At 70.3% G+C, this 24,434-nt stretch carries 25 protein-coding genes; 7 read left to right on the top strand and 18 right to left on the bottom strand.

Annotated features, from left to right (window positions below; translation table 11 throughout):
- Nucleotides 1–2,145: excinuclease ABC subunit UvrA (uvrA, locus tag ACFSKW_RS48540; RefSeq protein ID WP_379581532.1), on the bottom strand; the 2,145-nt coding region annotated here is incomplete at its 3' end.
- Nucleotides 2,146–2,323: 178 nt separating this feature from the next.
- On the opposite strand from uvrA, the gene ACFSKW_RS48535 reads away from it, so the two are divergent.
- Nucleotides 2,324–3,112 (top strand): maleylpyruvate isomerase family mycothiol-dependent enzyme, encoded by a 789-nt coding sequence (locus ACFSKW_RS48535; protein ID WP_379581530.1) that lies wholly within the window; start codon nucleotides 2,324–2,326, stop codon nucleotides 3,110–3,112.
- Nucleotides 3,109–3,765, top strand: a complete 657-nt coding sequence (locus ACFSKW_RS48530) for an MBL fold metallo-hydrolase (protein ID WP_379581528.1) — start codon at nucleotides 3,109–3,111, stop codon at nucleotides 3,763–3,765. The genes ACFSKW_RS48535 and ACFSKW_RS48530 overlap by 4 nt, the downstream gene beginning before the upstream one ends.
- Before the next feature lie 51 nt (nucleotides 3,766–3,816).
- Here the strand turns inward: ACFSKW_RS48530 and ACFSKW_RS48525 are convergent, their stop codons facing one another.
- The 13 genes from ACFSKW_RS48525 to ACFSKW_RS48465 form a co-directional block, all read right to left on the bottom strand.
- Complete coding sequence (locus ACFSKW_RS48525; RefSeq protein ID WP_379581526.1) at nucleotides 3,817–4,089, bottom strand: hypothetical protein; 273 nt, start codon at nucleotides 4,087–4,089, stop codon at nucleotides 3,817–3,819.
- Between the two features lie 50 nt (nucleotides 4,090–4,139).
- Nucleotides 4,140–4,970: a CDP-diacylglycerol--serine O-phosphatidyltransferase gene (gene pssA / locus ACFSKW_RS48520; protein WP_379581524.1), complete on the bottom strand. Its 831-nt coding sequence runs from the start codon at nucleotides 4,968–4,970 to the stop codon at nucleotides 4,140–4,142.
- The gene (locus ACFSKW_RS48515) at nucleotides 4,957–5,607 is read right to left on the bottom strand and encodes a phosphatidylserine decarboxylase (RefSeq protein ID WP_379581522.1); all 651 of its coding nucleotides are present in this window, start codon (nucleotides 5,605–5,607) and stop codon (nucleotides 4,957–4,959) included. Before ACFSKW_RS48515 ends, pssA begins: the two co-directional genes overlap by 14 nt.
- Before the next feature lie 97 nt (nucleotides 5,608–5,704).
- Nucleotides 5,705–6,697 (bottom strand): TerC family protein, encoded by a 993-nt coding sequence (locus tag ACFSKW_RS48510; RefSeq protein WP_379581520.1) that lies wholly within the window; start codon nucleotides 6,695–6,697, stop codon nucleotides 5,705–5,707.
- A 184-nt stretch (nucleotides 6,698–6,881) separates the two neighbouring features.
- Nucleotides 6,882–8,114, bottom strand: coding sequence for a glycosyltransferase family 4 protein (locus ACFSKW_RS48505; protein ID WP_379581518.1), 1,233 nt, complete (start codon nucleotides 8,112–8,114; stop codon nucleotides 6,882–6,884).
- On the bottom strand, nucleotides 8,114–9,811 hold the full coding sequence (murJ, locus tag ACFSKW_RS48500; RefSeq protein ID WP_379581516.1) for a murein biosynthesis integral membrane protein MurJ: 1,698 nt from the start codon (nucleotides 9,809–9,811) through the stop codon (nucleotides 8,114–8,116). Before murJ ends, ACFSKW_RS48505 begins: the two co-directional genes overlap by 1 nt.
- A gap of 31 nt (nucleotides 9,812–9,842) precedes the next feature.
- Entirely contained in the window at nucleotides 9,843–10,676 is an 834-nt protein-coding gene (locus ACFSKW_RS48495) for a hypothetical protein (RefSeq protein WP_379581514.1), read from the bottom strand.
- 1 nt (nucleotide 10,677) lies between these two features.
- Nucleotides 10,678–11,640: a copper transporter gene (locus tag ACFSKW_RS48490; protein ID WP_379581512.1), complete on the bottom strand. Its 963-nt coding sequence runs from the start codon at nucleotides 11,638–11,640 to the stop codon at nucleotides 10,678–10,680.
- Nucleotides 11,637–12,833, bottom strand: coding sequence for a putative cytokinetic ring protein SteA (gene steA, locus ACFSKW_RS48485; protein ID WP_379581510.1), 1,197 nt, complete (start codon nucleotides 12,831–12,833; stop codon nucleotides 11,637–11,639). Before steA ends, ACFSKW_RS48490 begins: the two co-directional genes overlap by 4 nt.
- A gap of 73 nt (nucleotides 12,834–12,906) precedes the next feature.
- Nucleotides 12,907–14,616: a DNA repair protein RecN gene (recN, locus tag ACFSKW_RS48480; protein ID WP_379581508.1), complete on the bottom strand. Its 1,710-nt coding sequence runs from the start codon at nucleotides 14,614–14,616 to the stop codon at nucleotides 12,907–12,909.
- Between the two features lie 74 nt (nucleotides 14,617–14,690).
- Nucleotides 14,691–15,590, bottom strand: a complete 900-nt coding sequence (locus ACFSKW_RS48475) for an NAD kinase (protein WP_379581506.1) — start codon at nucleotides 15,588–15,590, stop codon at nucleotides 14,691–14,693.
- Complete coding sequence (locus tag ACFSKW_RS48470) at nucleotides 15,587–16,399, bottom strand: TlyA family RNA methyltransferase (protein WP_379581504.1); 813 nt, start codon at nucleotides 16,397–16,399, stop codon at nucleotides 15,587–15,589. The genes ACFSKW_RS48475 and ACFSKW_RS48470 overlap by 4 nt, the downstream gene beginning before the upstream one ends.
- A complete protein-coding gene (locus ACFSKW_RS48465; RefSeq protein ID WP_379581503.1) occupies nucleotides 16,396–16,554 on the bottom strand; it encodes a hypothetical protein in 159 nt (52 codons plus the stop codon). The genes ACFSKW_RS48470 and ACFSKW_RS48465 overlap by 4 nt, the downstream gene beginning before the upstream one ends.
- Before the next feature lie 155 nt (nucleotides 16,555–16,709).
- Here ACFSKW_RS48465 and ACFSKW_RS48460 point away from each other — a divergent pair, with 155 nt between their 5' ends.
- Nucleotides 16,710–17,057 (top strand): SCP2 sterol-binding domain-containing protein, encoded by a 348-nt coding sequence (locus ACFSKW_RS48460; protein WP_379581501.1) that lies wholly within the window; start codon nucleotides 16,710–16,712, stop codon nucleotides 17,055–17,057.
- Between the two features lie 90 nt (nucleotides 17,058–17,147).
- Here ACFSKW_RS48460 and ACFSKW_RS48455 read toward each other — a convergent pair whose 3' ends face one another.
- Nucleotides 17,148–18,107 carry an HAD-IIA family hydrolase gene (locus ACFSKW_RS48455; RefSeq protein WP_379581500.1) on the bottom strand — a complete coding sequence of 320 codons (960 nt, stop codon included), beginning with the start codon at nucleotides 18,105–18,107 and terminating at the stop codon, nucleotides 17,148–17,150.
- Between the two features lie 89 nt (nucleotides 18,108–18,196).
- Here ACFSKW_RS48455 and ACFSKW_RS48450 point away from each other — a divergent pair, with 89 nt between their 5' ends.
- Nucleotides 18,197–18,616, top strand: a complete 420-nt coding sequence (locus ACFSKW_RS48450) for a TipAS antibiotic-recognition domain-containing protein (protein WP_379581498.1) — start codon at nucleotides 18,197–18,199, stop codon at nucleotides 18,614–18,616.
- 213 nt (nucleotides 18,617–18,829) lie between these two features.
- On the opposite strand, the gene ACFSKW_RS48445 is transcribed toward ACFSKW_RS48450, so the two are convergent.
- Nucleotides 18,830–19,264, bottom strand: a complete 435-nt coding sequence (locus ACFSKW_RS48445) for a tetratricopeptide repeat protein (RefSeq protein ID WP_379581496.1) — start codon at nucleotides 19,262–19,264, stop codon at nucleotides 18,830–18,832.
- A gap of 119 nt (nucleotides 19,265–19,383) precedes the next feature.
- Between ACFSKW_RS48445 and ACFSKW_RS48440 the strand changes: the two genes are divergently transcribed.
- A complete protein-coding gene (locus tag ACFSKW_RS48440) occupies nucleotides 19,384–20,886 on the top strand; it encodes a DUF1015 family protein (RefSeq protein ID WP_417629466.1) in 1,503 nt (500 codons plus the stop codon).
- A 201-nt stretch (nucleotides 20,887–21,087) separates the two neighbouring features.
- Here ACFSKW_RS48440 and ACFSKW_RS48435 read toward each other — a convergent pair whose 3' ends face one another.
- Nucleotides 21,088–21,582, bottom strand: coding sequence for a MarR family transcriptional regulator (locus tag ACFSKW_RS48435; protein WP_379581492.1), 495 nt, complete (start codon nucleotides 21,580–21,582; stop codon nucleotides 21,088–21,090).
- Nucleotides 21,583–21,661: 79 nt separating this feature from the next.
- Here ACFSKW_RS48435 and ACFSKW_RS48430 point away from each other — a divergent pair, with 79 nt between their 5' ends.
- Nucleotides 21,662–22,504, top strand: coding sequence for an NAD(P)H-binding protein (locus tag ACFSKW_RS48430; RefSeq protein ID WP_379581490.1), 843 nt, complete (start codon nucleotides 21,662–21,664; stop codon nucleotides 22,502–22,504).
- Nucleotides 22,505–22,699: 195 nt separating this feature from the next.
- Here ACFSKW_RS48430 and ACFSKW_RS48425 read toward each other — a convergent pair whose 3' ends face one another.
- Complete coding sequence (locus ACFSKW_RS48425; protein ID WP_379581488.1) at nucleotides 22,700–23,125, bottom strand: single-stranded DNA-binding protein; 426 nt, start codon at nucleotides 23,123–23,125, stop codon at nucleotides 22,700–22,702.
- A 134-nt stretch (nucleotides 23,126–23,259) separates the two neighbouring features.
- Between ACFSKW_RS48425 and ACFSKW_RS48420 the strand changes: the two genes are divergently transcribed.
- A complete protein-coding gene (locus ACFSKW_RS48420) occupies nucleotides 23,260–24,186 on the top strand; it encodes an MBL fold metallo-hydrolase (RefSeq protein WP_379581486.1) in 927 nt (308 codons plus the stop codon).
- The last annotated feature ends 248 nt before the right edge of the window (nucleotides 24,187–24,434 follow it).

The raw sequence follows: 24,434 nt of genomic DNA, 5'->3' as shown, positions 1-24,434 counted from the left end.
GACGACGTCGAACAGGCCGGTGTAGGTCGCCAGGTTGGAGCGCGGGGTACGGCCGATCGGCGACTGGTCGACGTGGACGACCTTGTCGACCTGGTCCATGCCGTTGACCCTGGAATGGCGGCCCGGCACCGTGCGGGCACCGTTGAGCTCCTTGGCCAGGGCGTTGTAGAGAATGTCGTTGACCAGCGTCGACTTGCCGGAACCCGACACTCCGGTGACGGCGGTGAACACGCCGAGGGGGAAGTCGATGTCGACGCCCTTCAGGTTGTGCTCGCGCGCGCCCTTCACCGTGATCTGCCGCTTCCTGTCCCGCTTGCGGCGCTTGGCCGGCACGGCGATCGACCTGCGGCCCGACAGGTAGGCGCCCGTCATCGACTCCTCGCTGGCGAGGAGGTCCTGCACGGTGCCCGAGACGACGACCTGACCGCCGTGCTCGCCCGCGCCGGGACCGATGTCGACCACCCAGTCGGCGGCGGCGATGGTGTCCTCGTCGTGCTCGACGACGATCAGCGTGTTGCCCATGTCGCGCAGCCTGATCAGCGTGTCGAGCAGCCGCATGTTGTCGCGCTGGTGCAGGCCGATGGACGGCTCGTCGAGGACGTAGAGCACGCCGACCAGGCCCGAGCCGATCTGCGTGGCCAGGCGGATGCGCTGGGCCTCGCCGCCGGCGAGCGTGCCGGCGGCACGGTCCATGGTGAGGTAGTCGAGCCCGACGTCGAGCAGGAAGCCCATCCGGGCGTTGATCTCCTTGACCACCCGTTCGGCGATCTGCATGTCGCGCTCGGACAGCTTCAGCGCGGCGAGGAACTTGGCGCACTCGCCGATGGACATGCCCGACACCTCGGCGATGGACTTGTCGGCGACGGTGACGGCCAGCGAGACCGGCTTGAGCCTTGCCCCCTGGCAGGCCGGGCACGGGATCTCGCGCATGTAGCCCTCGAAGCGCTCGCGCGAGGAGTCGCTTTCGGCCTCGGCGTGCCTACGCTGCACCCAGGGGATCACACCCTCGTAGGTGGTGTAGTAGGCGCGCTGCCTGCCGTACCTGTTGCTGTAGCGGACGTGGACCTGCTCGTCGTGGCCGTACAGCAGCGACTTCTGCGCCTTCTTCGGCAGCCGCTCCCACGGGGTGTCGAGGTTGAAGCCCATGGCCAGGCCGAGCGCCTCGATGAGGCGGATGAAGTATTCGCTGGTGTGGCCGCCCGCCCACGGGTTGAGCGCGCCGTCGCCGAGCGTCTTCTCCGGGTCTGGTACGACGAGGTCGGGGTCGACCTCCATCTTGGTGCCGAGGCCCGTGCACTCGGGGCAGGCCCCGAACGGCGAGTTGAAGGAGAACGAACGCGGCTCCAGCTCCTCGAACGACAGGTCGTCGTAGGGGCAGTAGAGGTGCTCGGAGTAGAAGCGCTCACGGCCGGGGTCGGTCTCGGGCAGGTCGACGAACTCCAGCGTGATCGTGCCGCCGGACAGCTGCAGCGCGGTCTCCACCGAGTCGGTGAGCCGCCTGCGCGAGGACTCCTTCACCGACAGCCGGTCCACGATGACCTCGATGTCGTGCTTCTCGTACTTCTTCAGCGTCGGCGGCTCTTCGAGACGGATCACCGTGCCGTCGACCCTCGCCCTGGCGAAGCCCTTGGTCTGCAGCTCGCGGAACAGCTCGGCGTACTCGCCCTTGCGGCCCCTGATGACAGGGGCGAGCACCTGGAAGCGGGTGCCCTCCTCCAGCTCCATCACCCTGTCGACGATCTGCTGCGGCGTCTGCCTGGCGATGGGGCGCTCGCAGGCCGGGCAGTGGGGCTTTCCGATGCGCGCCCACAGCAGTCGCAGGTAGTCGTAGACCTCGGTGATCGTGCCGACCGTCGAGCGGGGGTTGCGGCTGGTCGACTTCTGGTCGATGGAGACCGCGGGAGAAAGGCCCTCGATGAAGTCGACGTCGGGCTTGTCCATCTGGCCGAGGAACTGGCGGGCGTAGGACGACAGGGACTCGACGTAGCGGCGCTGACCCTCGGCGAAGATCGTGTCGAAAGCCAGGCTCGACTTGCCCGAGCCGGAGAGCCCGGTGAAGACGATCAGGGAGTCTCGCGGAAGGTCGAGCGAGACGTCCTTGAGGTTGTGTTCTCGTGCGCCACGCACGATCAAACGGTCTGCCACGGTGATCCCGACGTCGAAGGTGTTGATAGGTCCACGGGGGATGGTAGAGGGAGGGTCCGACAATTTCGGGGGTCCGCTGGCGCCCCGCCGGAAACTTCCCTCACCAGAGTACGGCTTTCTTCCCGGCCGGTACCGGTCCTTGGAGGTTCAACCACGTGAACTGCGGCATTATGCCCGCATGACCGTTCTCCCCACGCTGCGCGCCGAGCTCGCCGCCGCGACGGACCGCTTCATCGCCACGGCGGCCGAGCTCGACGACGCCGACATCGCGGCGCCGTCCCTGCTGCCCGGCTGGAGCAGGGGCCACGTCATCACCCATGTCGCCCGCAACGCCGACGGCCTCGGCAACCTGCTGACCTGGGCCAGGACAGGGGTCGAGACGCCGCAGTATCCCGACCCGGGCCGGCGGGCGGCCGACATCGAGGCGGGAGCCGCGCGTCCGGCCGCCGAGCAGCGCGCCGACCTGGTCGACAGCGCCGCGCGGCTTGCCGCCGCCGTCGAGTCGCTGCCCGAGGCCGCCTGGTCGGCCCGTGTCGCCGCGCTGCGTCCGCCGCCGCATCCCGCCTGGTACGTCCTGGTGCGGCGGCTGCGGGAGCTGGAGCTCCACCATGTGGACCTGGGCGCGGGATACACGCCCGCCGACTGGCCCGCCGCGTTCGTGCGCAGGGAGTTGCACGACACCCTGACCTGCTGGCCGTACGGCGAGAGCACGGTGGGCGGCATCGTCTTCACCGAGCCCGTGGATGAGTGGAGCGACCTGGGGAAGGGACCGGTGGTGCGAGGAGAGGCCCGTGAGGTGCTCGCCTGGCTGACCGGCCGGTCGGCTGGACAGGGGATTAGGGTGGTGCGAGAGGAGCCGGGCGCCACACGTGAGGAGGTACCTCCACCGCCGCCGTGGCTGACCATGCCCTCTCCGGCGGACCTCCCCTCGGCGCCTCCTGACACCTATCCAGAGGAGAGCCCATGACCTACACAGGCGATGTCCAGGTCGGCGGCCCCGCCGACGTCCGGGAGCTGCCCAAGCTGACCATCTCCAAGCTCGCCGTGGGCCCGTTCGACAACAACGCCTACCTGTTGCGCTGTGCCGAGACCGGCGAAGGGCTGCTCATCGACGCGGCCGCCGACGCCGACAGGATCCTGGCGCTGACGTCGGACCAGCCGATCAGCACCGTCGTCACCACGCACCAGCACGGCGACCACTGGCAGGCCCTGGAGCAGGTGGTCAAGGTGACGGGCGCGACGACGCTCGCCCACCCGCTCGACGCGGGCGCGCTGCCCGTCACCGTGGACCGGCTCGTGGAACACGGCGACCACGTCTCCGTGGGCGATGTCACGCTCGAAGTGATCCACCTGCGGGGCCACACGCCCGGCTCGATCGCCCTGCTGTACGACGGCGGCGAGGGCGAGCGGCACCTGTTCACCGGCGACTCGCTGTTCCCCGGCGGCGTCGGCAACACGTGGAAGGACGCCGAACGGTTCGAGCAGCTCTACTCCGACGTCGTGGAGCGGGTCTTCGACCGGCTGCCCGACGAGACATGGGTGTATCCGGGCCACGGCAAGGACACCACGCTCGGCGCCGAGCGTCCCTCTCTGCCGGAATGGAAGGCCCGCGGCTGGTGAGAACCCGCCGGTACGGCGGGCACCCACCGTACCGGGCTCATCCCGGGCCGGTCACGGGCCCTCCCTCGCGGACAGGATGCGGACCACCTTCTCGGCCGCGGCCGCGGGATCGGCGGTGCTGGCCAGCACCTCACCCCACGACCACCGGTAGAACCAGCCGTCGGCCAGCGCGACGCAGTCGACGGTCTCCGTCAGCAGGCCTGAGCCCTGCTCGCCGCCGACCCGCAGCGAAGGCGGTTCGGCGCGCAGGCTCGTCGCCAGGCCGCGAAGCTCCAACTCCCTGGCCAACCGGCCGAGAAAATAGGTGCGGGTGTGCTCGCGCATGGTTCCATTGAAACCCGGGCGAGCCCACCCGCAGGAGGGGAAAGCCTCGATCAGTCGCCCACGCGGGCGGCGTCCTTGCGCTCCTTGCGCTGCTCGCGCTTGAAGAACAGCACCCTCAGCGGGATCGCGGCGACCAGCGTGATCTGCATGGTGGCGCCGACCTGGATGAGCGTGTCGCCGCCCTGCGGCCAGGCGGCCCACGCGGTGAGGCAGGCCACGTTGATCATGATCCAGGCGAGCACCACGGCCGCGAGCTGCCCCTTGGGCTTGGGGTACTCGATGCGGCTGACCATCAGCCACGCGACGCCGAGCACCGCCGCCAGCGAGAACCAGTTGGGCTGGAACAGCAGCACGATCGAGACGACCGTCATCGCGCCCATCGGGATGGGCAGGCCCATGAAGTCGCCGCTCTTGGTCTTGACGCAGGCGAAGCGGGCCAGCCGTACGCATCCGGCGATCAGCACGGACGCCGCCGCGACGATCACGGCCGTGAGCGGGAGTTTGCCGGTGAAGCCGCCCCAGATCACCACCATGAAGGCGGGCGCGAAGCCGAAGCTGATCACGTCGGCCAGGTTGTCGAGCTCGGCGCCCATCGCGGAGGCACGGAAGCGCCGCGCCACCAGGCCGTCGAACAGGTCGCACGTGGCGCCGATCAGCAGCAGCACCACGGCGGTGGCGAAGTAGCGCGGGTCGGGTACGAACCCGGCGCCCGCCTTCAGCGCCTGGATCGCCGACGAGGCGAGCACGCAGACGGCCAGGAAGCCGCACAGGGCGTTGCCCAGGGACAGAGAGTCTGCCGCCGACAGCCTGAAGGCCTTGCCCACAGGACCGCGCGGCTCCTCCTCCTCGGCCTGCCAGCCTCCAGCCTCAGCCGCGGTCAATTCGAGTCACCCCCGCCACCGTCTTCTCGCCGACGCTCACCGCGGGCGAGATCCCTTCGGGAAGGTAGATGTCCACCCGCGAACCGAACCTGATGAGCCCGATGCGCTCGGTCTGCGAGACTTTGACGCCGGAGGTCATGTACGGCACGATCCTGCGCGCCACAGCGCCCGCGATCTGCACCATCTCGATGTCGCCGAGCGCGGTCTCGAAATGCCACACCACGCGCTCGTTCTGGTCGCTGTCCTTGTTGAAAGCCGGCAGGAACCCACCCGCCACATGCTGCACGGAGGTGACAGTTCCCGCAAGGGGTGCCCGGTTGACGTGCACGTTCAGGGGGCTCATGAAGATCGCCACCCGGGTGCGGCCGTCCGGCCACGGGTCGATGCTCTGCACGACGCCGTCGGCCGGCGAGAGGATCGTGCCCTCTCCCGGCTCGCGGTCGGGGTCGCGGAAGAACCAGAGCATGGCGCCGGTGAGCGCGGTCAGCGGCACGGCCGCGAAGCCCCAGCGCCGGTCACGGCGGCTGAGGAACGTCGTGGCCGCCGCGGCGGCCACGGTCGGGAAGAGCCACGGAGAGACGCCACGGGCCAGCCGTACACGGCGGCCCTGCTGGCGGCTTGCGGAATCGTCTGACACTGACAACCTTTGATGGTGACTACGGACGGGCGCTTTGTCGAGATGTTACATAATTCGCAACTGTTACACGAAGCAAAGCGCCTGGACCACCGTCGCGCTAGCCTTCGTTCGCGCTCGCGGAGGTGGGAATTTCCTTCCCCTTCCGAGCATCGCTGCGGGACTTGAGCAGGCTGGCCACGGTGGTGACGACCATCGTGATGCCGATCACGGTCAGGGACACCCAGATGGGCACTTCCGGCGCCCACGAGACCTCGCTGGCGTGCAGGGCCTCGAGAATCAGCTTAACCCCGATGAAGCCAAGGATGAACGCCAGGCCGTAGCTGATGTAGACCAGGCGCTGCAGCAGCCCGCCGAGGAGGAAGTACAGCTGACGCAGGCCCATCAGGGCGAACGCGTTGGCGGTGAAGACGATGAAGGGGTCCTGGGTGAGGCCGAAGATGGCGGGGATCGAGTCGAGCGCGAACAGCAGATCAGTGGTGCCGATGGCCACCATGACGATCAGCATCGGGGTGACCATGCGCTTGCCGTCGATCTTGACGGTCACCTTGTGGCCGACGTAGTCGGGCGTGGTCGGGAAGGCCCTGCGCACCCACCGCAGCAGGGCGTTCTCCTTGAACTCGTCGTCGTCGTGACCGTGCTGGCGGATCAGGTTGATCGCCGTGTAGATGAGGAAGGCGCCGAAGACGTAGAAGAGCCAGCTGAAGCGCTGCAGCGCCGCCGCGCCGAGCGCGATGAAGATGCCGCGCATCACCAGCGCCATCAGGATGCCGACGAGAAGGACCCTGTGCTGGTAGACCTTGGGAACGGCGAAGCGCCCCATGATGATGAAGAAGATGAACAGGTTGTCGACGCTCAGGCTGTACTCGGTGATGTAGCCGGCGAAGAACTGCCCCGCCGTTTCACCTCCACTGGTGACCCAGAGAATCACCCCGAAGAGCATCGCAAGGATGACGTAGAAGGAGACCCAGAAGCCTGCCTGCTTCATGGAGAACTCCCGCGCCTCGCCCCTGTCGACGATCCACAGGTCTACGGCGATGACGAGTAGCAGTCCCGCGATGACGGCGATCCAAGCCCAAACAGGTACACCCACAGTGGTTCCAACCCTCCGGTGCGCATGACAGACGACCGGAGGTCTCTCCCGCCCACTCACCGAGCCGGACCGGCAGCCCCGGGAGCCCCGTGGCGCGGGGCGAACCGTGATGACGAGGCTGTCGCGAAGGGATACTCCCCTCCCTAACCAAAGCAGTATAGGAGAACGACTTAGCGCCGCCTAATCATCCCTTCGCCGGGCGTGATCGTTCCTGGTAGGCGGTCAGCGCCGCCTCGACCGCGTCGTCGGCGCGGGGAAGCCGCGCTCCTCTTGCCCTGGCGGCCTCCGCCAGCCGCGACCGCGCGCCGGGATCGTCGATCAGCTCGCGCACGGCCGCGCGTGTCGCCCTCACATCCCCGTACGGCACCAGCACCCCCGCCCCGCCTGTCAGCGCGGGGATGCCGCCCACGTCGGTGGCGAGGACGGGCTTTCCCGCCATGAGCGCCTCGCTCAGGCTGAGCGGCTGGCCCTCCCAGCGGCTCGGCCACAGCACGAGAGTGGCGGCGGCGAGCAGGTCGGGGATGTCGTCCCTGTTGCCGAGCAGGAGGACGGGCAGCTTCTCCGCCTCGATCCTGGCCTGCAACTCCTGCCTGAGCGGCCCCTCCCCCGCGACGACGAACAGCGGCCGCCCCGCCCCGAGATCTCCAGACCGTGAAGCTCCCTCATGACCACCGGAAGCCGCGACTCCCGCGGGTACGCCGCGGCTCGCCTCTTGCCCGCCGGGGTCCGGAGCCGTCGAGCGTGCGCCCGAGGTCTCGGTCGCCGGGGTGCCCGCGTGTCCTGTCGAGGGAAAGGTGGCGGCGACGTCGAGAAGGGTTTCCAGACCCTTCTGCTGGGCCAGCCTGGCGATGGTCAGCACCAGGGGCCGCTCCCCCGCCCCCAGTTCCTCCCGCACCGCCGCCTCGGACCTGATCGCCGCGCGCAGGGGCGGCGCCGGCACCACCGCGGGCGCCACTTCGCGAGCCCCCAGTGCCCGCATCCTGTCACCGAGGTCGGGCGAGACGACCAGCACCCGATCGGCTCTCCTGGCCACGATCCGTTCGAGCGTCCCGTAGACCGCGCCGATCAGCCCGCCCGCGGTGAGCGCGTTGTGGAGCGTCACGACCAGCGGCGTCCTTGCTCCCGCCAGCGCCGCCAGCGCCCCCGCCCGCAGCCCGTGGGCGTGCGCCACGTCCGCCCCTCGCAGGTGGCGCCTGATCCGCAGCACCGCCTTGGCGTCGTTGATCGGCTGCGGCCGGTCGGAGACGGGCACGGCCGCGAAGGCCGCCCCCATGGCGCGAAAGCCGAACTGCTCCTCCACGCCGGCCGGGCCGACGACCAGGACCTGGTGTCCGCGCCGCAGCAGCCCTTCGGCGAGCATCCCGACGTGCCTGCCCGTGCCGCCCGAGGTCGTGCCGAGCACGAAGGCCACCCGCATCACTCACCACCCGTCCTGGAACCGGCGCGACGGCGTCGCGCCACCATGGCCGCCAGCGCCACTGCGTCCGGCCTGTCGAGCACGGCGATCGCGAGAGCGCCGGCGCCCAGTGCGACGATCCCGGCCAGGACGGCGACCCCCGCCTGGGCGGGCAGACCGGTCACGGGCAGCAGCGCCACGACCCCCGAGCCCGCCAGGAACCCGAGCCCGCCCCCGACGACGGCGGCGAGCAGCGCGCGGGCGACCCCGCCTGCGGGCTCGCCCGCGCGAGCAGGCGCCTGCGTGACCGCGGCACGCGCCCGGCCCTCCTCAGGGACCGCCGCGCGCCGCGCAGGACCGCGCATCACTTCTACCAGCAGCCACGCTCCGCCTGCTGTCATGCCGACCGTCATGCCGAGCGCGAGTCCGCCCACCTTCCACCCGTCGGGCAGCGTGAGCACGAGCACTGTCTGCGCGGCCATCGCCACCAGCCAGCCCACGACCGTGCCGGTCGCCGCCGCCCTGCCCCTGCCCTCCGCGTAGAGGACCCTGCTCAGCTGCGCGATCAGCCCGTAGCCGATCAGGCCTGGCGCGAAGAGCGCCACCGTGCGCGCCATCTCGATCGGCGGCACGCGGGTCGCCGCGCCGAGGAAGACGATCGATCCAGGCCCCGCCGCCGCGGCGAGCGCCCCCGCGGCCAGCCCGGAGATCAGCACCACCGCCCGCGTCGTGCGCGCGGCGAGGCCGGCGAAGTCCTCCCACGACCCGTCGGCCGCGTGAGCGGACAAGCCGGGGAAGGCACTGGTCGCGAGGGGCACGGCGAGCACCGCATAGGGCACCAGGTAGATCGCCCACGCGTAGTTGTAGACGAGGAGCGCGGGCTCGCCGATCCAGTTGTTGGACAGCAGCATCACCACGATCATCGTGGCCTGCTGGGCGATCAACGCCGCCACCCCCGCCAGCGCGAGCCTGCGCACCTTGACGGCCACGCCGTCGGGGAAGCGCAGCGTCGGCCTGAGCCGGAGCCCCAGCCCGAGGGCCGGCCCGATCACGGTGAGGACCAGCGACAGCACGCCGAGGCTGGTACCGACCGACAGGGCCAGTTCGGCGGCGGAGGGGATCTCGTCGAGGGCGGTACGGCCTTCGCTGAGCGGCACGAACAGCAGGTAGGCCACGATGACCACGATGCTGGACACCAGCGGCGCGAGGGCGGGCCCGGCGAAACGCCCGTGGGACTGCAGCACGCCGTAGAGGACGACGGCGAGGCCGTACAGGGGGATCTGCGGGGCGAAGACCACCAGCATGCGGGTGGCGATGTCGACGAACGCGGGCCCGCACTCGTCCACGGGGAACAGCCCGATGATCGGTCCGGCGAGCAGGGCGGTCAGGACGCCCAGCGGGACGAGGACGACCAGCACCCAGCTGAGCAGCGCCGAGGTGATCCTGCCGACGTTGAGGCGGCCCGCCGCTCCGGCCACGACGGGCACGACCATTCCGGCGAGCGCGCCGCCCACCACGATCTCGAAGACGATGTTGGGGATCTGGTTGGCGGTCATGTAGGCGGTGCCCAGGCAGTTGTTCGTGTGGCCGACCGTCTGGGCGAACACGTACTGCTTGGCGAAACCCGTGATCCTCGCGAGGATCGTGATCGCGCCGATGAGCAGGGCAGCCCCCGCCACGCCCCGAGCCACCGTCTCCCCCCTCCGCGTCGATCTCAAGGGGCCATCATGGCAGAGCGCACCGACAGCGTCAGGCCGGGCGGCGGCCGAGCATGTCGATCGTGTTGAGCACCCGGTTGCCCGCGATGACCTTGGTGAAGCTGACCTTCTCCGAGGCGGCGGTCAGCGCGGCGACGGTGCCGAGCAGCGTGAGCCGTCCCCGCCTGCCGAGCGTGGTCACCGCGGCCAGGCCGAGGAGAGCGCCGAGCGCGTTGGCGCCCGCGTCGCCGAGCATCGCCTTCTCGCCGAGATCCTCTGGCAGCAGTGCGGCGCCCGCGCCGAGGGGCACGGCCACCAGCGCGGCGGTCACCGGGTCGCGCCTGAGCACCGAGAGCGCCAGGAGCGGCCCGCCCGCCAGGAGGCCCACCTTGATGGCGCGCCCCGGTCGCAGGTCGAACAGGTTGGCCAGGTTGGCGCTGCCCGCGATCGTCGCGCCGTTGACGAGCGTGTCGACAGCGCCGCGCGAGACGAGGGTGGCGGCGGCGAGCCCGGTGCCGCCGATGCCGAGGATCTTGATGGCGCCGCTGGTCACCTGGCCCTTGGCCAGGGCCGACAGGTGACCCTTGAAGCCCTTGGACGACGTCCCGCCGAACAGGTCGTCGTAGGCGCCGAGCGCTCCGCTGCCCGCACCGGCGAGCACGGCCGCCAGCCGTACCTTGGGAGGCAGCCCTGGAGTGAGGGCGAGGGCGCCGCTCGCGCCCGCCACGAACGCGGGCCCCTCGAGAAGGGTGAGCGTCTCGCCCCTGTGGTTGTTGCGCTCCCACTCCTTGGACGCGGCCTTGGCGGTGAGGGCGGCGTAGGCGGCCCTGGCCGCGACGACGCCGAGGGCGACGCCCGCGAGGGCACCGAGCAGAGCACGAGCCATGTCAGCTCCCTGAGGTGGATGGGGAAGGAGTGGCCGCGGACGAGGCCGGCTGGAATTCGGCCGCGTCGGCGCCGATGCCGTACTGCCCCGAGCGCCCGCTGAGCTGCTCGCGCGCCGCGAAGACGATGACGGCACGGCCCGCGGGCATGTCGAGGGTGTCGACGGAGGAGACCTTGGCCGCGGCGTCGCTGGTGTCGCGCAGGGCGGCGATGAGCCCGCCGGGCTGGGTCGAGGCGATGGTGCCGGTCACCACGGCGCCCTGCGCTCCGGCGTCGAGCCCGGCGGCCAGCGAGACCAGCGCGCCCGCCTGCTCCTGCGCCTTCTCGCCCGTGAAGAGCGTCTCGGGGGCGAAGACGAGCGCGAGCGTGGCCCGCTTGGCCGGCGTGCCGTCGACGGTGAGCAGCCCGGCCTTCTCGAAGCCGTCGAGCACGCCGACCGTGGCGGTGTTCTCGGTGCCGGCCTGGGTGTCGTCGGCGGTGACGAGGGACGCGGCCAGCAGCGAGGCCGCGTTCTTGTAGGGGTCGGTGCCGGGCGAGGTGAGGCTGGTGAGCCCGCTGGTCAGCTGGTCGATGAAGTTGGCCTGGCTCGGCTCGACGTACTTCTCGGTCAGCGTGACCTGGCCGCTGATCGTGGCGCCCGCCTCGACCAGCACCTGTTCGGCCTGCTCGCGCAGCGTGCCCGAGCTGCCCGGCGCCGCCACCAGCACCACCCTCTCGCCGGTGAGCTGCCCCCTGATGACGGCAGGCATCTCGGCGGTGACGAAGGAGTCGTTGCCTGTCTCCCTCGCCTGCAGCGCGCCCAGCTGTTCGCGGTAGTCGTTGTTGGACTTGCGCAGGTCCTGCGCGGTCTGCAGCGCGGACTCGATCGCAGGGCTGGACAGCAGGGTGGTGCCCATCACGATGCCGACGGCCAGCGCCAGGAAGATCGCGACGATGGAGACGAGGTGATAGCGGAAATCGATCACGAGAAGAGTCCGACCAACCAGAAGATGAAGGAGTTCCAGGCGTCTTGCACGCTGATCAGCCAGGTCTGCCCGATGGGCGACATGAAGATCGCCACACCCATGGTGATCATCGCGGTGACCACGAGCAGGATCAGCTGGGGGGTGGAGATGCGGCTGCGATAGAGGCGGCTGACGCCCTTGGCGTCGATCAGCTTACCGCCGACCCTGAGCCTGGTCAGGAAGGTGCTGGCCATGCCCGAACGTCCCTTGTCGAGGAACTCGACCAGTGTCGCGTGCGTGCCGACCGCGACGATCAGCTCGGCGCCCTTGTCGTCGGCCAGCAGCATCGCGATGTCCTCGCTCGTGCCGGTGGCGGGGAAGATCACCGCGTCGCGGCCCAGCTGATGGACCCGCTCGAGCCCCGGCGCCCGGCCGTCGCGGTAGGCGTGCACGACCAGCTCGGCACCGCAGGTCAGCGCCTTGGTGGAGACGGAGTCGAAGTCGCCGACGATCAGGTCGGGCAGGTAGCCCGCCTCCAGCAGCGCGTCCGCGCCGCCGTCGACGCCGACCAGCACCGGCCGGTACTCCCTGATGTACGGCCGGAGCGTGGCGATGTCCTCCTTGTAGTGGTAGCCGCGCACCACGATGAGGACGTGCCTGTCCTCCATGACCGTGCGGATGTCCGGCACGCCGACGCCGTCGATGAGGAGCTTGCCCTCGCCTCTGACGTATTCCATGGTGTTGACGGCGAAGGCCTCGATCTGCACCGAAAGCCCTGCTCTCGCCTCCGCCATGGCGGCCTCGATCGTCTCGGACCTCTGCACCTCGCCCTTGCCGACGACCTCGTCCTCGAGGTAGACGACGCCGTCGTGGATCCTGACGATGTCGCCGTCCCTGACCCGTTCGAACAGCTCGGGCGTGGCGTTGTCCACGAAGGGGACACCGGACTCCACGATGATCTGGGGACCCAGGTTGGGATAGCGGCCGCTGATACCGGCAGCCACGTCGACCACAGCCGCCGCGCCACACGCGACCAGCGCCTCCGCGCTCACCCGGTCAACATCGACGTGATCGATAATCGCGATTTCACCGGACTTGAGACGCTTTGTCAGTCTCTTCGTCCTGCGGTCGATTCTCGCCACTGCCGTGACACCAGGAAGGTCATTGACCTTCTTCCCGCGGAGGCCCGGAATCTTGTTCGCCGGAACCTTCATCAAGACCATCCTGCCAGAGCGAACGGGCGGGGTGGTCGTGGACTGCACGGCGTGTCAGATTTGTCACGGAGGATCACCGATCAGCCGCGGCCATTCCCAGGAGTTCTTCGGCGTGTGCTCTGCCCAGTTCGGAATCTTCCAATCCGGCCAGCATCCGCGACAGTTCGCGGACCCTGCCGTCGTGGTCGAGCGTGACCACACCGCTGCGCACCACACTGCCGTCGCCGGCCTTCTCCACCACCAGATGCTGGTCGGCGAAGGCGGCCACCTGGGGCAGGTGGGTGACGACAATCACCTGGGCCGTGCGGGCCAGCCTGGCAAGACGGCGGCCGATCTCGACCGCGGCCTTGCCGCCGACCCCCGCGTCGACCTCGTCGAACACGAACGTCGGGACAGGGTCGGCGCCGGCGAAGACCACCTCGATGGCCAGCATGACGCGGCTCAGCTCACCGCCGGAGGCGCCCTTGTTGAGCGGCAGCGGCGGCGCGGCGGGATGGGCGGCCATGCGCAGCTCGACCTCGTCGACGCCCTCGGGGCCGAACTCCTCGCTCTGCGTGAGCTGCACCACGACCCTGGCGTGGGGCATCGCCAGCGCGGTCAGCTCCTCGGTGACCGCGGCGCCGAACCGCTCGGCGGCGGCGGTCCTGACCCTGGTGAGCTCGGCGGCCAGCTCGTTCAGCCGCTTGGCCAGCTCCTCCTGCTCACGGGTGAGCTCCTCGATGCGGTCGTCGTCGCCTTCGAGCTCGGTCAGGCGGGCGGCCGAGTTCTGCGCCCACGCCAGCACGCCCGCGCTGTCCTCGGCGTACTTCCTGATCAGCGCGCCCAGCGCGGCGCGACGCTCCTGCACCACGGCCAGCCTGGCGGGGTCGGCCTCGATCGACTCGGCGTAGGCCGCCAGGTCGGTCGCCACATCGGAGATCAGGTAGCCGGCCTCCGCCAGCCGGTCGGCCACGCTGGCCAGCTGCGGGTCGAAGTCGCGCACGGCCTCGACGGCCGAACGCGCCTCGCCCAGCAGGGAGACGACGTCGCGGGCGCCGCCCGAGGGGTCCATCGGATCGCCGAGCAGCGCGGTGTGCGCGGTGGTCGCGGCGCCGCGCAGCGCGTCGGCATGGGACAGCCGCTCCTCCTCCGCGCGCAACTCGACGTCCTCGCCCTGTTTGGGATCGACCTTCTCGATCTCCTCCAGGCCGAAGCGCAGCAGGTCGGCCTCCTGGGCGCGCTCCCTCGCCTTGGTGGTCAACTCCTCCAGCAGCGCGGCGACCTGCTTGTGGCGCTTGTAGGACTGGGAGTAGGCGCGCAGCGGCTTGACCAGGTCGTCGCCCGCGTAGCGGTCGAGGGCGGCGCGCTGCCTGCCGGGCTGGAGCAGCCGCTGCTGATCCATCTGCCCGTGGACGGCCACCAGGTCGTCGGCCAGGTAGGTGAGCGTGCCGACGGGGACCGTGCGGCCGCCGAGCCACGCCCTGGACCGCCCCTCCGCCGAGACGGTGCGAGAGATGATCAGCTCGCCCTCCTCGACCTCGCCGCCGACGTCCTCGACCTGCTGGGCGACCCTGCCGTCCGCCTCGACGACGAGCGTGCCCTCCACCGTGGCCTTGTCGGCGCCGGGACGCACCCTCGACGGGTCGGCCCTGCCACCGAACAGCAGCCCGAGCCCGGTCACGACCATCGTCTTGCCGGCACCCGTCTCGCCCGTGACGACGTTGAAGCCCGGCGAGAGCTCGAGGACGGCCTCGTCGATGACGCCGAGCCCCTGGATGCGGACCTCCTCGACCCTTGGTCGCACTGGTCACTCCCGTTCCATCGACATTGCCGAACACCTGTGCGCATGCGATCCTACGCGCTCCCGCCCCTATTGACTCAGGGACGCACCCTTCCGCGCCAGCCCTGTACAGGCAATTCGAACTTGGCGACCAGCCTGTCGGTGAAGGGCGCGCCGGTCTCCTCCAGGCCGTGCAGGCGGACCAGCCGTACCGGATGGGTGGACCTGCGAACCTCGACCCTCGTGCTGGAGGGAAGATCGAAGCGGCGGCGGCCGTCGCACCACAGCACCCCGCCCGGCGTGTTCGGCAGGATCTCCACGGCGAGCGTGGCACGCGGCGAGACCACCAGCGGTTTGGCGAACAGGGCGTGCGCGCTGATCGGCACCAGCAGCAGCGCCTCCACCTCGGGCCAGACCACCGGGCCTCCCGCGGAGAAGGCGTAGGCGGTCGAACCGGTCGGCGTCGCGCAGATCACCCCGTCGCAGCCCCATCGCGACAGCGGACGGCCGTCGATCTCGACGACGACCTCCAGCATGCGGTCGCGCTTTTCGACGGTCGCCTCGTTGAGCGCCCAGGTGTCGGCGATGATCTGACCGTTCTGCCGGGCGGTGACCTCGAGCGTCATGCGCTCCTCGACGTCGTAGCGGCCCTGCACCACCGAGTCGACGGCCGCGGCCAGGTCGTCGACCTCGGCCTCGGCGAGGAAGCCCACGTGGCCGAGGTTGACGCCGAACAGCGGCGTGCCCGCGGGCCTGGCGATCTCCGCCGAGCGCAGCAGCGAGCCGTCACCGCCGAGGACGATCATCATCTCGGCGTCCTTGGCGGCGGTGGGGTCGGACGGCATCACCTCGACGCCGTCACGGCCGATGTCCTCGGCCTCCGACTCGAGCACCCTGACCGCCAGACCTGCCTCGAGCAGCCTGTCGACCACCAGGCGGGCGCTCTCGATAGCGGCCTCACGCCCTGTGTGGGCGGTGACCAGCACCGTGCGCTTCATTGCGGCCCCTCCGACACTGCCCGTCCGATCGCGGCCTCGAGATTCTCGACCGCGGGCTCTCCCTCGCCCTTGCCCAGCCACAACAGGTACTCGACGTTGCCCGAAGGCCCGGGCAGCGGGCTCGCGGTCACGCCGCGCACGGTCAGCCCCAGCTCCATGGCCTTGGCCGCGGCATCGCGCACGGCTCCGGCCCGCAGCTCGGGGTCGCGCACCACACCGCCGGCGCCGACACGCTCCTTGCCCACCTCGAACTGCGGTTTGACCAGCATCACGAAGTCGGCCTCGGCCGCCGCCACGTCGGCGAGGGCGGGCAGCACCAGGCGCAGCGAGATGAACGACAGGTCGCCCACGATGAGCGAGGGCGCCTCCCCGACCATCTCGGGCGTCAGGTCTCGGACGTTGACCCGCTCCATCACTGTGACGCGCTCGTCGGTGCGCAACGACCAGGCGAGCTGGCCGTAGCCGACGTCGACGGCCAGCACGTGGCCCACGTCGTGGCGCAGCAGGACGTCGGTGAACCCGCCCGTCGAGGCGCCGGCGTCGAGCGCCCGCCGGCCCGCCACCCGCAGCCCTGGGAAGGCTTCGAGCGCGCCGAGCAGCTTGTGGGCGCCACGCGAGACGTAGTCGGGGCCGCCGGACGACTCGGCCACGACGATCGCCGAGGCGGTGTCGACCTGCGTCGCGGGCTTTCCCGCCACCTGACCGCCGACGCTGACCCTGCCGTCGGTGATGAGCTGGGCCGCCTGCTCGCGCGATCTGGCCAGGCCGCGCCGTACAAGCTCGCTGTCGAGCCTGACGCGACGGCTCACTGGTCGTCCACGGAGGCGAGCGTCTCCTCCAGAGCCGAGAACGCCTCCTCGAACACCGCCACATGATCGCGCACAGGCAGGTCGCCCGTCGCGGCCAGGCCTCCCACGACCGCGTCGACCCGCTCGTCACCGGTCTCCACCGGCAGCTCACTCATGTTCTCGACGGTATCGGACGCCGCCGACACTATGCGGACCCCCTGGCGCGTTAGGCAGTGTGGGAGCGGGTTTTCTGGCGTGCCGGACTTCACGGGCTCCTCATGTGGAACGCTACCGTCCGTAGAAACGGGCGAGAACGGAGAGGACGACCAGCATGGCTACCCTCGAGGAGTGCAGGGCGGCGCTCGGCAAGCTCGTCGAGCAGTTCGACGAGATCGACGACGAGTCCAGGGCCAAGCACGTGGTCGAACGGACGCTCAGCTGCCGCATCTCTGACCTCGACGTCATGTTCTACGGCCGCATCCATCACGACGGCCTCGACCCGTTCCATGACGAACCACCCGCGAGCGGCAGGCCAGCCGACGTCAAGCTGACCATCATGAGCGACGACCTCATCGCGCTGGTCGAGGGCGAGCTCGACCTGGCGCGCGCGCTGCTGGGCGGCCGCGTCAAGATCGACGCGAGTTTCGGCGACCTGCTGCGGCTGCGCCGCCTGCTCTGACCGTCCGTACGGCAGGCACGCGAGGCCACCGCGTTCACCCGTCCATCAGGCACGCCCGACGTGTCCCCGCGAGACGTGCCGCGTCCGGAATCAGACGCGCAGGGTGTCGAGGGCAGGCTTGAGCCGGTCCTCGTCGAGCCGGCCCTCACCCGCCGCCACCCACGCCGCCTCGCAGGCCGTCCTGAGCCCCTCGATCCACTCGCCGTCGCCCTCGAGGTGCAGCCTGCCCTCCGACCACCAGGCCTGCCAACCCTGCCGCTCGGACGGATAGGGCCGGTGGAGCGCCGACAGGTCCTCCGCCAGATACGTCGGCCGCTGCTCGGGAGCGGCGGTCAGCACCTCCCGTGGCGTGGCGACCCCGGTGAGCACGAGCAGGCTGTCGACGCCCGCGTTCGTCGCGCCCTCGATGTCGGTGTCGAGCCGGTCGCCCACCACCAGCGGCCGCTCGGCGCCGGTGCGGATCATCGACTCGCGGTGCAGCGGCGGTGCGGGCTTGCCCGCGTAGACGGGCTCGACGCCGGTCGCGGCGGCGATCACCCGCACCATGGCGCCGTTTCCGGGCAGCTCCCCGTGTGCCGTGGGCATGGTGGCGTCTGCGTTGGCGGCCACGAACCACGCGCCCCGCCGTACGGCCAGCGCGCCCTCCGACAGCAGGGCGTAGGACAGATCGGGCGCGATGCCCTGCACCACCGCCACGGGATCGTCCGCGGCCACGCTCACCGGGCGCAGCCCCCGGTCCCTCACCGCCATCCGCAGCCCCATGCCCCCCACGACCAGCACGGACGCGCCGGGTTCCACGCGTTCGGCGATCAGCCGGGCCGCCGCCTGCGCCGAGGTGACCACGTCCTCCGCCGTTGCGGGGACACCGAGATGGATGAGATGGTCGGCGATCGCGGCCGGCGTTCTCGATGCGTTGTTCGTCACGTACGCCAGCCTCGCCCGCTCCGCCGCCTTCGCCAGGGCCTGCGGGGCGTGAGGAACGGCCCGCTTACCCAGGTAGACGACGCCGTCGAGATCCAGCAGCAACGTGTCGTATCCGTCGATCAGCACCGCGCCTCTTCTCCCGGTTTGACTCTCACGCCGCGTGAGACTTTAGCGTCTCGGCTGCACCTACCCACGAGTGAAGGATGTGAGCTCCCATGGCGCTGACGCCAGCGGACAAGGCCGAGCTGTTCGGCGGCTTCGACGTCGACGGGCACGCCGAAGAGGCCGCCGCGAACTGGGGCGGAACGCCCGCGTGGACCGAGTCGCAACGCAGGACGTCCTCCTACGGCAAGGACGAGTGGCGGCGGTGCCTCGCCGAGTCGGGCGAGATCTCCCGCGGGCTGGCCGCGTTGATGGCCGCGCAGGTCCCGGCCTCCAGCAAGGAGGCCATGGACCTGGCCGAGGAGCACCGCCGGCACATCACCCGCTGGTTCTACGACTGCACTAGCGAGATCCACCGAGGGCTCGGTGAGCTGTACGTCACCGACGCCCGGTTCACCGCCTCCCTCGACCAGGCGGCGAAGGGGCTCGCGCACTACCTCCGCGACGCCATCAACGCCAACGCCGCCCGCTAGGTCGTCGGGATTCGACTGGTTCGTAGGGATCGGATCGTCTCGTCAGCGCCCGACCGTTTGCTCGCTTCGTAGGGATCGGATCGTCTCGTCAGCGCCCGGCCGTTTGGTCGCCCGGCCGCTTCGTCAGCGCCCGACTGCGCGGCGAGGCGCTTGGCTGTTTCCTCCGCGCCCGGCCGTCTCGTCAGGCGCCTGGCTGTTTCCCGTGCTGTTCGGTCAGGCCTCTCGCCGGGCGCGCAGCGTGGCGCGCACGCTCTTCAACGCCGATACGTAATGACGCTCATCGGGCCGCATGGCCACCGCGATGGCCAGCGGCTCCTGAGCCGCCTCCATGTCCCCCGTCCGCCACAACGCCAGTCCCAGCCCGAAATACGCGTAGTCCTCGGCCGGGTTGGCATCGACGATCCACCTGAAGGTGTCCGCCGCCTCCGCGTACTGCCTCGAGTTGAACTGCGCTCTCGCCAGCGCCTCCCGGATGCTGCGCGACTCGGGCTCCGCCTCGGCCGCCCGCTCGAGCAACGCCGCCGCGGCCGCGGGACTGCCGTCCTTCAACAGGCCGACTCCGCGCTGGTACCAGTCGTACACATCCCCTACGGGAGCCCCCTGACCAGGGGATGGGGAATCTTCGGGGTCGTTTTTCCCTTGGGTCATGTGTGAGGCCTCCTCAATCGACAGACGACAGATCCGACCGATTCCCTGATGAACCGGGCACCGCTGCGCCGTTGGAGCAGTCCCTTGGTGATTCAGGCCTTTATGGGAGCATGCCCGGTATGGCGAGTCCTGAACTGCCGGTGCCTGATGGGCTGGTGCTGCGCCCCTTCCGTGGCGTCCGTTTCGCTGTCGACGATCCGGCGAAGGTGACCTCTCCGCCTTATGACCTGATCTCCGACGGCGACGTGCAGTCATTGCTGGACGCTCACCCCAACAACGTCGTCCGTCTCATCCTTCCCCGCACGCCTACGCAACCGAAGGACTCTGGCCCACCCGATCCGCCGCCCCCGCTCGACGCCTCCGCGCGCCCGGCCGTCGGCGCGCGCTCTCTCGACGCCTCCGAAGCCCCGGCCGACGGTTCACGCTCTCCGGCGCACGGCGCGTCCGCGCACCCGGGTGCTTCCACGGCCCAAGCCGTCCCCGGCCCCGGCGCCTCCGCCCAGCCGGCGGCTCCGCACCCCCCTGGCCGCCCGCTGGACGGCGTGGCGCCCAACGCCCGATACGGACAGGCCAGAGACACCCTGCGCACCTGGCTCGACACCGGCGTCCTCACCCGCGACCCCGCCCCCGCGATCTACGTCTACGAGCAGGCCGGTCCTGGTGTCATGCAGCGCGGTCTCATCGGGGACATCGGCCTGACCGCCCCCGAGCAGCACGTCATCCTGCCGCATGAGAACGTCATGCCGGGCCCCGTCGCCGACCGCCTGGCCCTCATGAGCACCACCCAGGCCAACCTGGAGCCCATCTTCCTGCTCTACGACGGCGGCGGACCGGCGAGCCACCTCGTCGACACCGTCGCCTCCACCCGCTCGCCGCTCGTCGAGGCGAAGACCGACGACGGCGTACGGCACCGCCTGTGGGCCGTCACCGCCACGGAGGAGATCGGCCTCATCAACGCCGACCTGCGCGACAGGCAGGCGTTGATCGCCGACGGCCACCACCGCTACGCCACCTACCGCGTCCTGCAGCGTCAGGAACACGCCGCCGGCCGCACGGACGGCCCGTGGGACTTCGGCCTGGCCCTCCTGGTCGACTCGACCGCCTACCCGCCCGACCTGAAGGCGATCCACCGCGTCATCCCCTCCCTGCCCCTGGACGAGGCCGTCACCCGGGCCAGGGGCTCCTGGCGGATCCGCGACTTCACCACCCTCGCCGAGGGCCTCGCCGCCCTCGACTCCACCACCGAGCCCGCCTTCCTGCTCGCCGGCGACAGCGGTGCCAGCCACCTGCTCAGCGACCCCGACCCGCTGCAACTCGCCCGCGCCATGCCCACCGACCGCTCCGACCGCTGGAACGCCCTCAACACCTCCGTCCTGACGGAGTTCGTCCTCCCGAGGGTGTGGGGCATGCAGGACGACGAGCAGGCCGTCCGCATCGTCCACCACGACGCCCAGGCCGCGGTACGGCAGGCCGCCCTCTCCGGCGGCACCGCTGTCATCCTCAAGCCGCTGGCCGTCGAAGCCGTGCTCGCGGTGGCCGCCGGGGGCGAGCGCGTTCCCCGCAAGTCCACCTCCTTCGGTCCCAAGCCCCGCACCGGCCTGGTTCTCCGCACCTTCGTCTGATCCCCCGCCCCTCCCTCGCGAGAGCGTCTACCGCCTCACGAGGGCAGGGCCGCTCCACAAGCGCCTTCCACCGGCCGACATCACCGTGCTTGGTGCCTGGTAGGGGTCGTTCGAGGCGCCGGTTCCATCCCCTCACGACGAATACCGGGGTGCGAACGCCAACGCCCTCACGTCGGACAGCCAGGCACGCACGGGAAGCCGTCAGTCTCCGGCCAGTTCCTCCGCCGCAGCGCGGCCCGCGTTGGCCGTGCGCTTCAAGAAGTCAGCCACCACCTCGAGCTCCGCCTCGCCGTACCCCGAGCAGATCTCCTCCAACGACGCGTTCATCCCCGCGTAGAGCCCCACCAGCTCGGCGTTCCGTTCCCGCAGCGCCCGTACCTGCACGGCCCTGCGATCCGACTGGTCACGGTCGCGGGCGATCCAGCCGCCGCGTTCGAGCCGGTCGAGGATGCCGGTGAGCGTGGCGGGGTGCAGACCGGCCTGCCGCGCGAGGGCGCTCGGGCTGAGCGGGCCGTACCGGTTGACCAGGTCGAGGCAGTCGATGTCGACGTCCTTCAGAGCGAGCTGACTGCCGACCTGGTGGTTGAGCAGGGACAGCTGGATGCTCAGCTCGCGCAGAGACTCCCTGATCGCCGTGTTGAGCCGGCGCCGTTGGCGCGCCTCGCCGCCCCCCGCGCCAGATCGTATGGAATTCATATGATATGTTCCTCGTATTGTATGGCCTGCAAAGGACAGGCTACGCGAAGTACACCCGCGCAGGAGAAGAGGACCAACCATGATCTTGGTTACGGGAGCGACGGGAAACGTAGGACGTCACGCGATCAGACTGCTGCTGGACAACGGCAACCAGGTGGCGGCTGTCACCCGCAACGCACCAGCCGCCGACCTGCCGCTCGAAGCGCACGTGGTGGTCGCGGACCCCTCCGCCCCCCAGAGTCTCGCCACGTCGTTGGACGGCGTCGACGCCATCCTCCTCAGTCCGCGCGCCGTGGCGGACGCCGGTGCCGAACTGCTGTCACTCGCCGTCGAGCACGGCGTGACGCGGGTGGTGGTGCTGTCGGCGACGACCGTCGAGCACCCCGCAGGACAGGAACGTTTCGCGGCTCATTTCAAGGCGGTTGAGGACGCCGCCAAGGCTTCCGGACTGCAATGGACTTTCCTTCGTTGCAGCGACTTCGCCGCCAACGCCCTGGGCTGGGCGCCGCAGATCCGCTCGACGGGCATCGTGCGAGGCGCGTACGGCGACGCGGCCACCTCTCCCATCCATGAGCGCGACATCGCGGCCGTGGCCGTCAAGGCGCTCACCGACACAGCCCACGCGGGCCGCCACTACCTGCTCACGGGGCCGCAGTCGCTCACCCAGCGCGACAAGGTGCGCCTCATCGGCTTGGCGATCGGCAGAGAGCTGACCTTCCAGGAGGTCTCCCCCGAACAGGTGCGGCAGAGCATGCTCGCGCAAGGCGTGCCCGAGGACGTGCCGGAGCGCCTGCTCGGGTCGCTGGCCGACTTCGCGAAGCAGGCCGGGCCGTCCACGGACATGGTGGACAGACTCCTGGGCAGGCCCGCCCTCACCTTCGCCGAATGGGCCGCCGAACACGCCGACGCCTTCCGTTCCTAGCCGGCGACCCCAGGCGGCGACCGGGGGTCGTCGTCCCTGGGGGGATGGCCCCGCCTTCCGCGCATTCCTGATCACCGCCAAACCGGCGGGCGTCGACGGCGCCGGCCATGGGCATGCGCGGCCGTACAGACAGATGGGCCGAGAACCCGGCACGAACAGGACCGGGCGACCCGATCGGCTGAGGAGGAGAAGGAGTCAACCGACGGCGGCCAGGTACGTCACCGGGCGAGGTGGCGCGCTCGCGAGGTCCTCAGGCGTCTCCGACACCGGAAGTTGCTCCGCGGTGGACTCCGGATCCGAAGGCAGAGCGGCCGGCACCAGGACGACGGAGTGCACCTCGACCTCGTACCGCCAGCTCTTGGCCACCGGCGGTCCATATATCCGGCAGCGCAACGCCCCCCTCACCTCCATCCCCTCCCGGGGCGCCATCCTCGTCACCGCAGCGGCCACCTCCGGATCGAAGGTCACACACTGGATGGTGTCGACGAGCCCTCCTCGCCGTGCCCGAGGACGGCGGCGGACGATGATCCGCCACTTGGTGAGGGTGTCGCCGCTCGGCATCGGCCGCTCCTCCGGTTTGGCGGACAGCCGCCCCACCAGCGTCACCTCGTTGCGGTCCACGTGATCCTTCTCCTCACTCGGTAGAGCCGCGCAGGGCCTGCGCTTGTCGGGAGGACCACTCTTTACGATGTGGGGAAGACCGGAGCGGACAGAATGCCGTTCTGGGGACAGTGGTTCAGCTCGGGAGGGTGCCTGTGGACAACATCACCGCGCTCGGCGGCGACGTCTATGAGATCGACACGCGGATGGCTGGCTACGCCGGGATCACGGCGGGCTACCTCATCCTCGGCGATCGCCCATGCCTGGTGGAGACAGGCACGTCAACCTCGGCCCCGGTGGTGCGCGACGCCCTGGCATCGCTCGGCGTCGGCCCGAACGACCTGGCCACCGTCGTCGTCACGCACATTCACCTCGACCATGCGGGTGGCGTGGGCGACATGGCCGCGTACTTCCCTCAGGCGCAGATCGTGGTGCATGAGAAGGGCGCGCGCCATCTGGCCGATCCGTCCAGGCTCATGAAGAGCGCCAGGATGGTGTGGGGCGACCAGCTCGACACACTGTTCGGCGAGTTGTCCCCCACCGACGCCGAACGCATCGTCGCCCTCGGAGACACCGGCGCCATCGATCTGGGCAACGGCCGTACCCTCGCCAGCCACTACTCCCCCGGCCACGCCAAGCACCACGTCGGCCTGATCGACTCCGGCACCGGTGACCTGTACGTCGGCGACGCCGCAGGCGTCTACCTTCCCCAGACCGGCGACCTGCGCCCCGCCACGCCACCGCCGGACTTCGACCTCCAGACGGCGCTCGACTCGATCGCCCTGTTCCAGGCGCTGGGCCCGCAAAGGCTGCTGTTCAGTCACTACGGTCCGGTCGGCGCCGTACAGGAGACCCTCGAGCGGTCGGCCGAAGAGCTCCGCATCTGGGTCGATCTCACCAAGCAGGCCCACGAGATGGGCATGGACCTCGACCACGCGGTCGCCATGGTCCGTGACCGCACCCGCGAGCGTTACACGGCGCTGAAGGCGGAGGACGAGACAGCCGAGCATTTCGAACTGCTCAGCGGCGCCCCGTCCAACGTCGCGGGCATCCTCCACTGGCTCGACAAGGTCTCTCCGTAGTCACTTCGTACGCCACGTCGACCACGCGTCGTACGAGTTTCAGGTGGACGTCGCCACGCCGTCCCGGCCGGTCGCGGACCGGCGGGACGGCCTTTCCGTGGCGGAGGTGCCCCGGATGGCGATCGTGGCCGTGGCTCGACAGCGCACAATGCGCCCAGAAGCCGTGAGGCGCTCAGACCTCCTCGACGCTGCTCGGCTCGCGCCGCGACAGATCGATACCGAGCTCCTCGGCCGCCCTGAAGACGTCC

Source organism: Nonomuraea mangrovi (assembly GCF_042681425.1).
GTDB classification, from domain to species: Bacteria; Actinomycetota; Actinomycetes; order Streptosporangiales; family Streptosporangiaceae; genus Nonomuraea; species Nonomuraea mangrovi.
This window is presented reverse-complemented; position numbering and strand designations above follow the sequence as displayed.

Bases quoted from the DNA above. Each gene is read 5' to 3' on its own strand.
- ACFSKW_RS48535 (WP_379581530.1), top strand. From the start codon at position 2,324: ATGACCGTTCTCCCCACGCTGCGCGCCGAGCTCGCCGCCGCGACGGAC.
- ACFSKW_RS48530 (WP_379581528.1), top strand. From the start codon at position 3,109: ATGACCTACACAGGCGATGTCCAGGTCGGCGGCCCCGCCGACGTCCGG.
- ACFSKW_RS48525 (WP_379581526.1), bottom strand. From the start codon at position 4,089: ATGCGCGAGCACACCCGCACCTATTTTCTCGGCCGGTTGGCCAGGGAG.
- ACFSKW_RS48505 (WP_379581518.1), bottom strand. From the start codon at position 8,114: ATGCGGGTGGCCTTCGTGCTCGGCACGACCTCGGGCGGCACGGGCAGG.
- ACFSKW_RS48495 (WP_379581514.1), bottom strand. From the start codon at position 10,676: ATGGCTCGTGCTCTGCTCGGTGCCCTCGCGGGCGTCGCCCTCGGCGTC.
- steA (WP_379581510.1), bottom strand. From the start codon at position 12,833: ATGAAGGTTCCGGCGAACAAGATTCCGGGCCTCCGCGGGAAGAAGGTC.
- ACFSKW_RS48475 (WP_379581506.1), bottom strand. From the start codon at position 15,590: ATGAAGCGCACGGTGCTGGTCACCGCCCACACAGGGCGTGAGGCCGCT.
- ACFSKW_RS48465 (WP_379581503.1), bottom strand. From the start codon at position 16,554: ATGAGTGAGCTGCCGGTGGAGACCGGTGACGAGCGGGTCGACGCGGTC.
- ACFSKW_RS48460 (WP_379581501.1), top strand. From the start codon at position 16,710: ATGGCTACCCTCGAGGAGTGCAGGGCGGCGCTCGGCAAGCTCGTCGAG.
- ACFSKW_RS48450 (WP_379581498.1), top strand. From the start codon at position 18,197: ATGGCGCTGACGCCAGCGGACAAGGCCGAGCTGTTCGGCGGCTTCGAC.
- ACFSKW_RS48445 (WP_379581496.1), bottom strand. From the start codon at position 19,264: ATGACCCAAGGGAAAAACGACCCCGAAGATTCCCCATCCCCTGGTCAG.
- ACFSKW_RS48440 (WP_417629466.1), top strand. From the start codon at position 19,384: ATGGCGAGTCCTGAACTGCCGGTGCCTGATGGGCTGGTGCTGCGCCCC.
- ACFSKW_RS48435 (WP_379581492.1), bottom strand. From the start codon at position 21,582: ATGAATTCCATACGATCTGGCGCGGGGGGCGGCGAGGCGCGCCAACGG.
- ACFSKW_RS48430 (WP_379581490.1), top strand. From the start codon at position 21,662: ATGATCTTGGTTACGGGAGCGACGGGAAACGTAGGACGTCACGCGATC.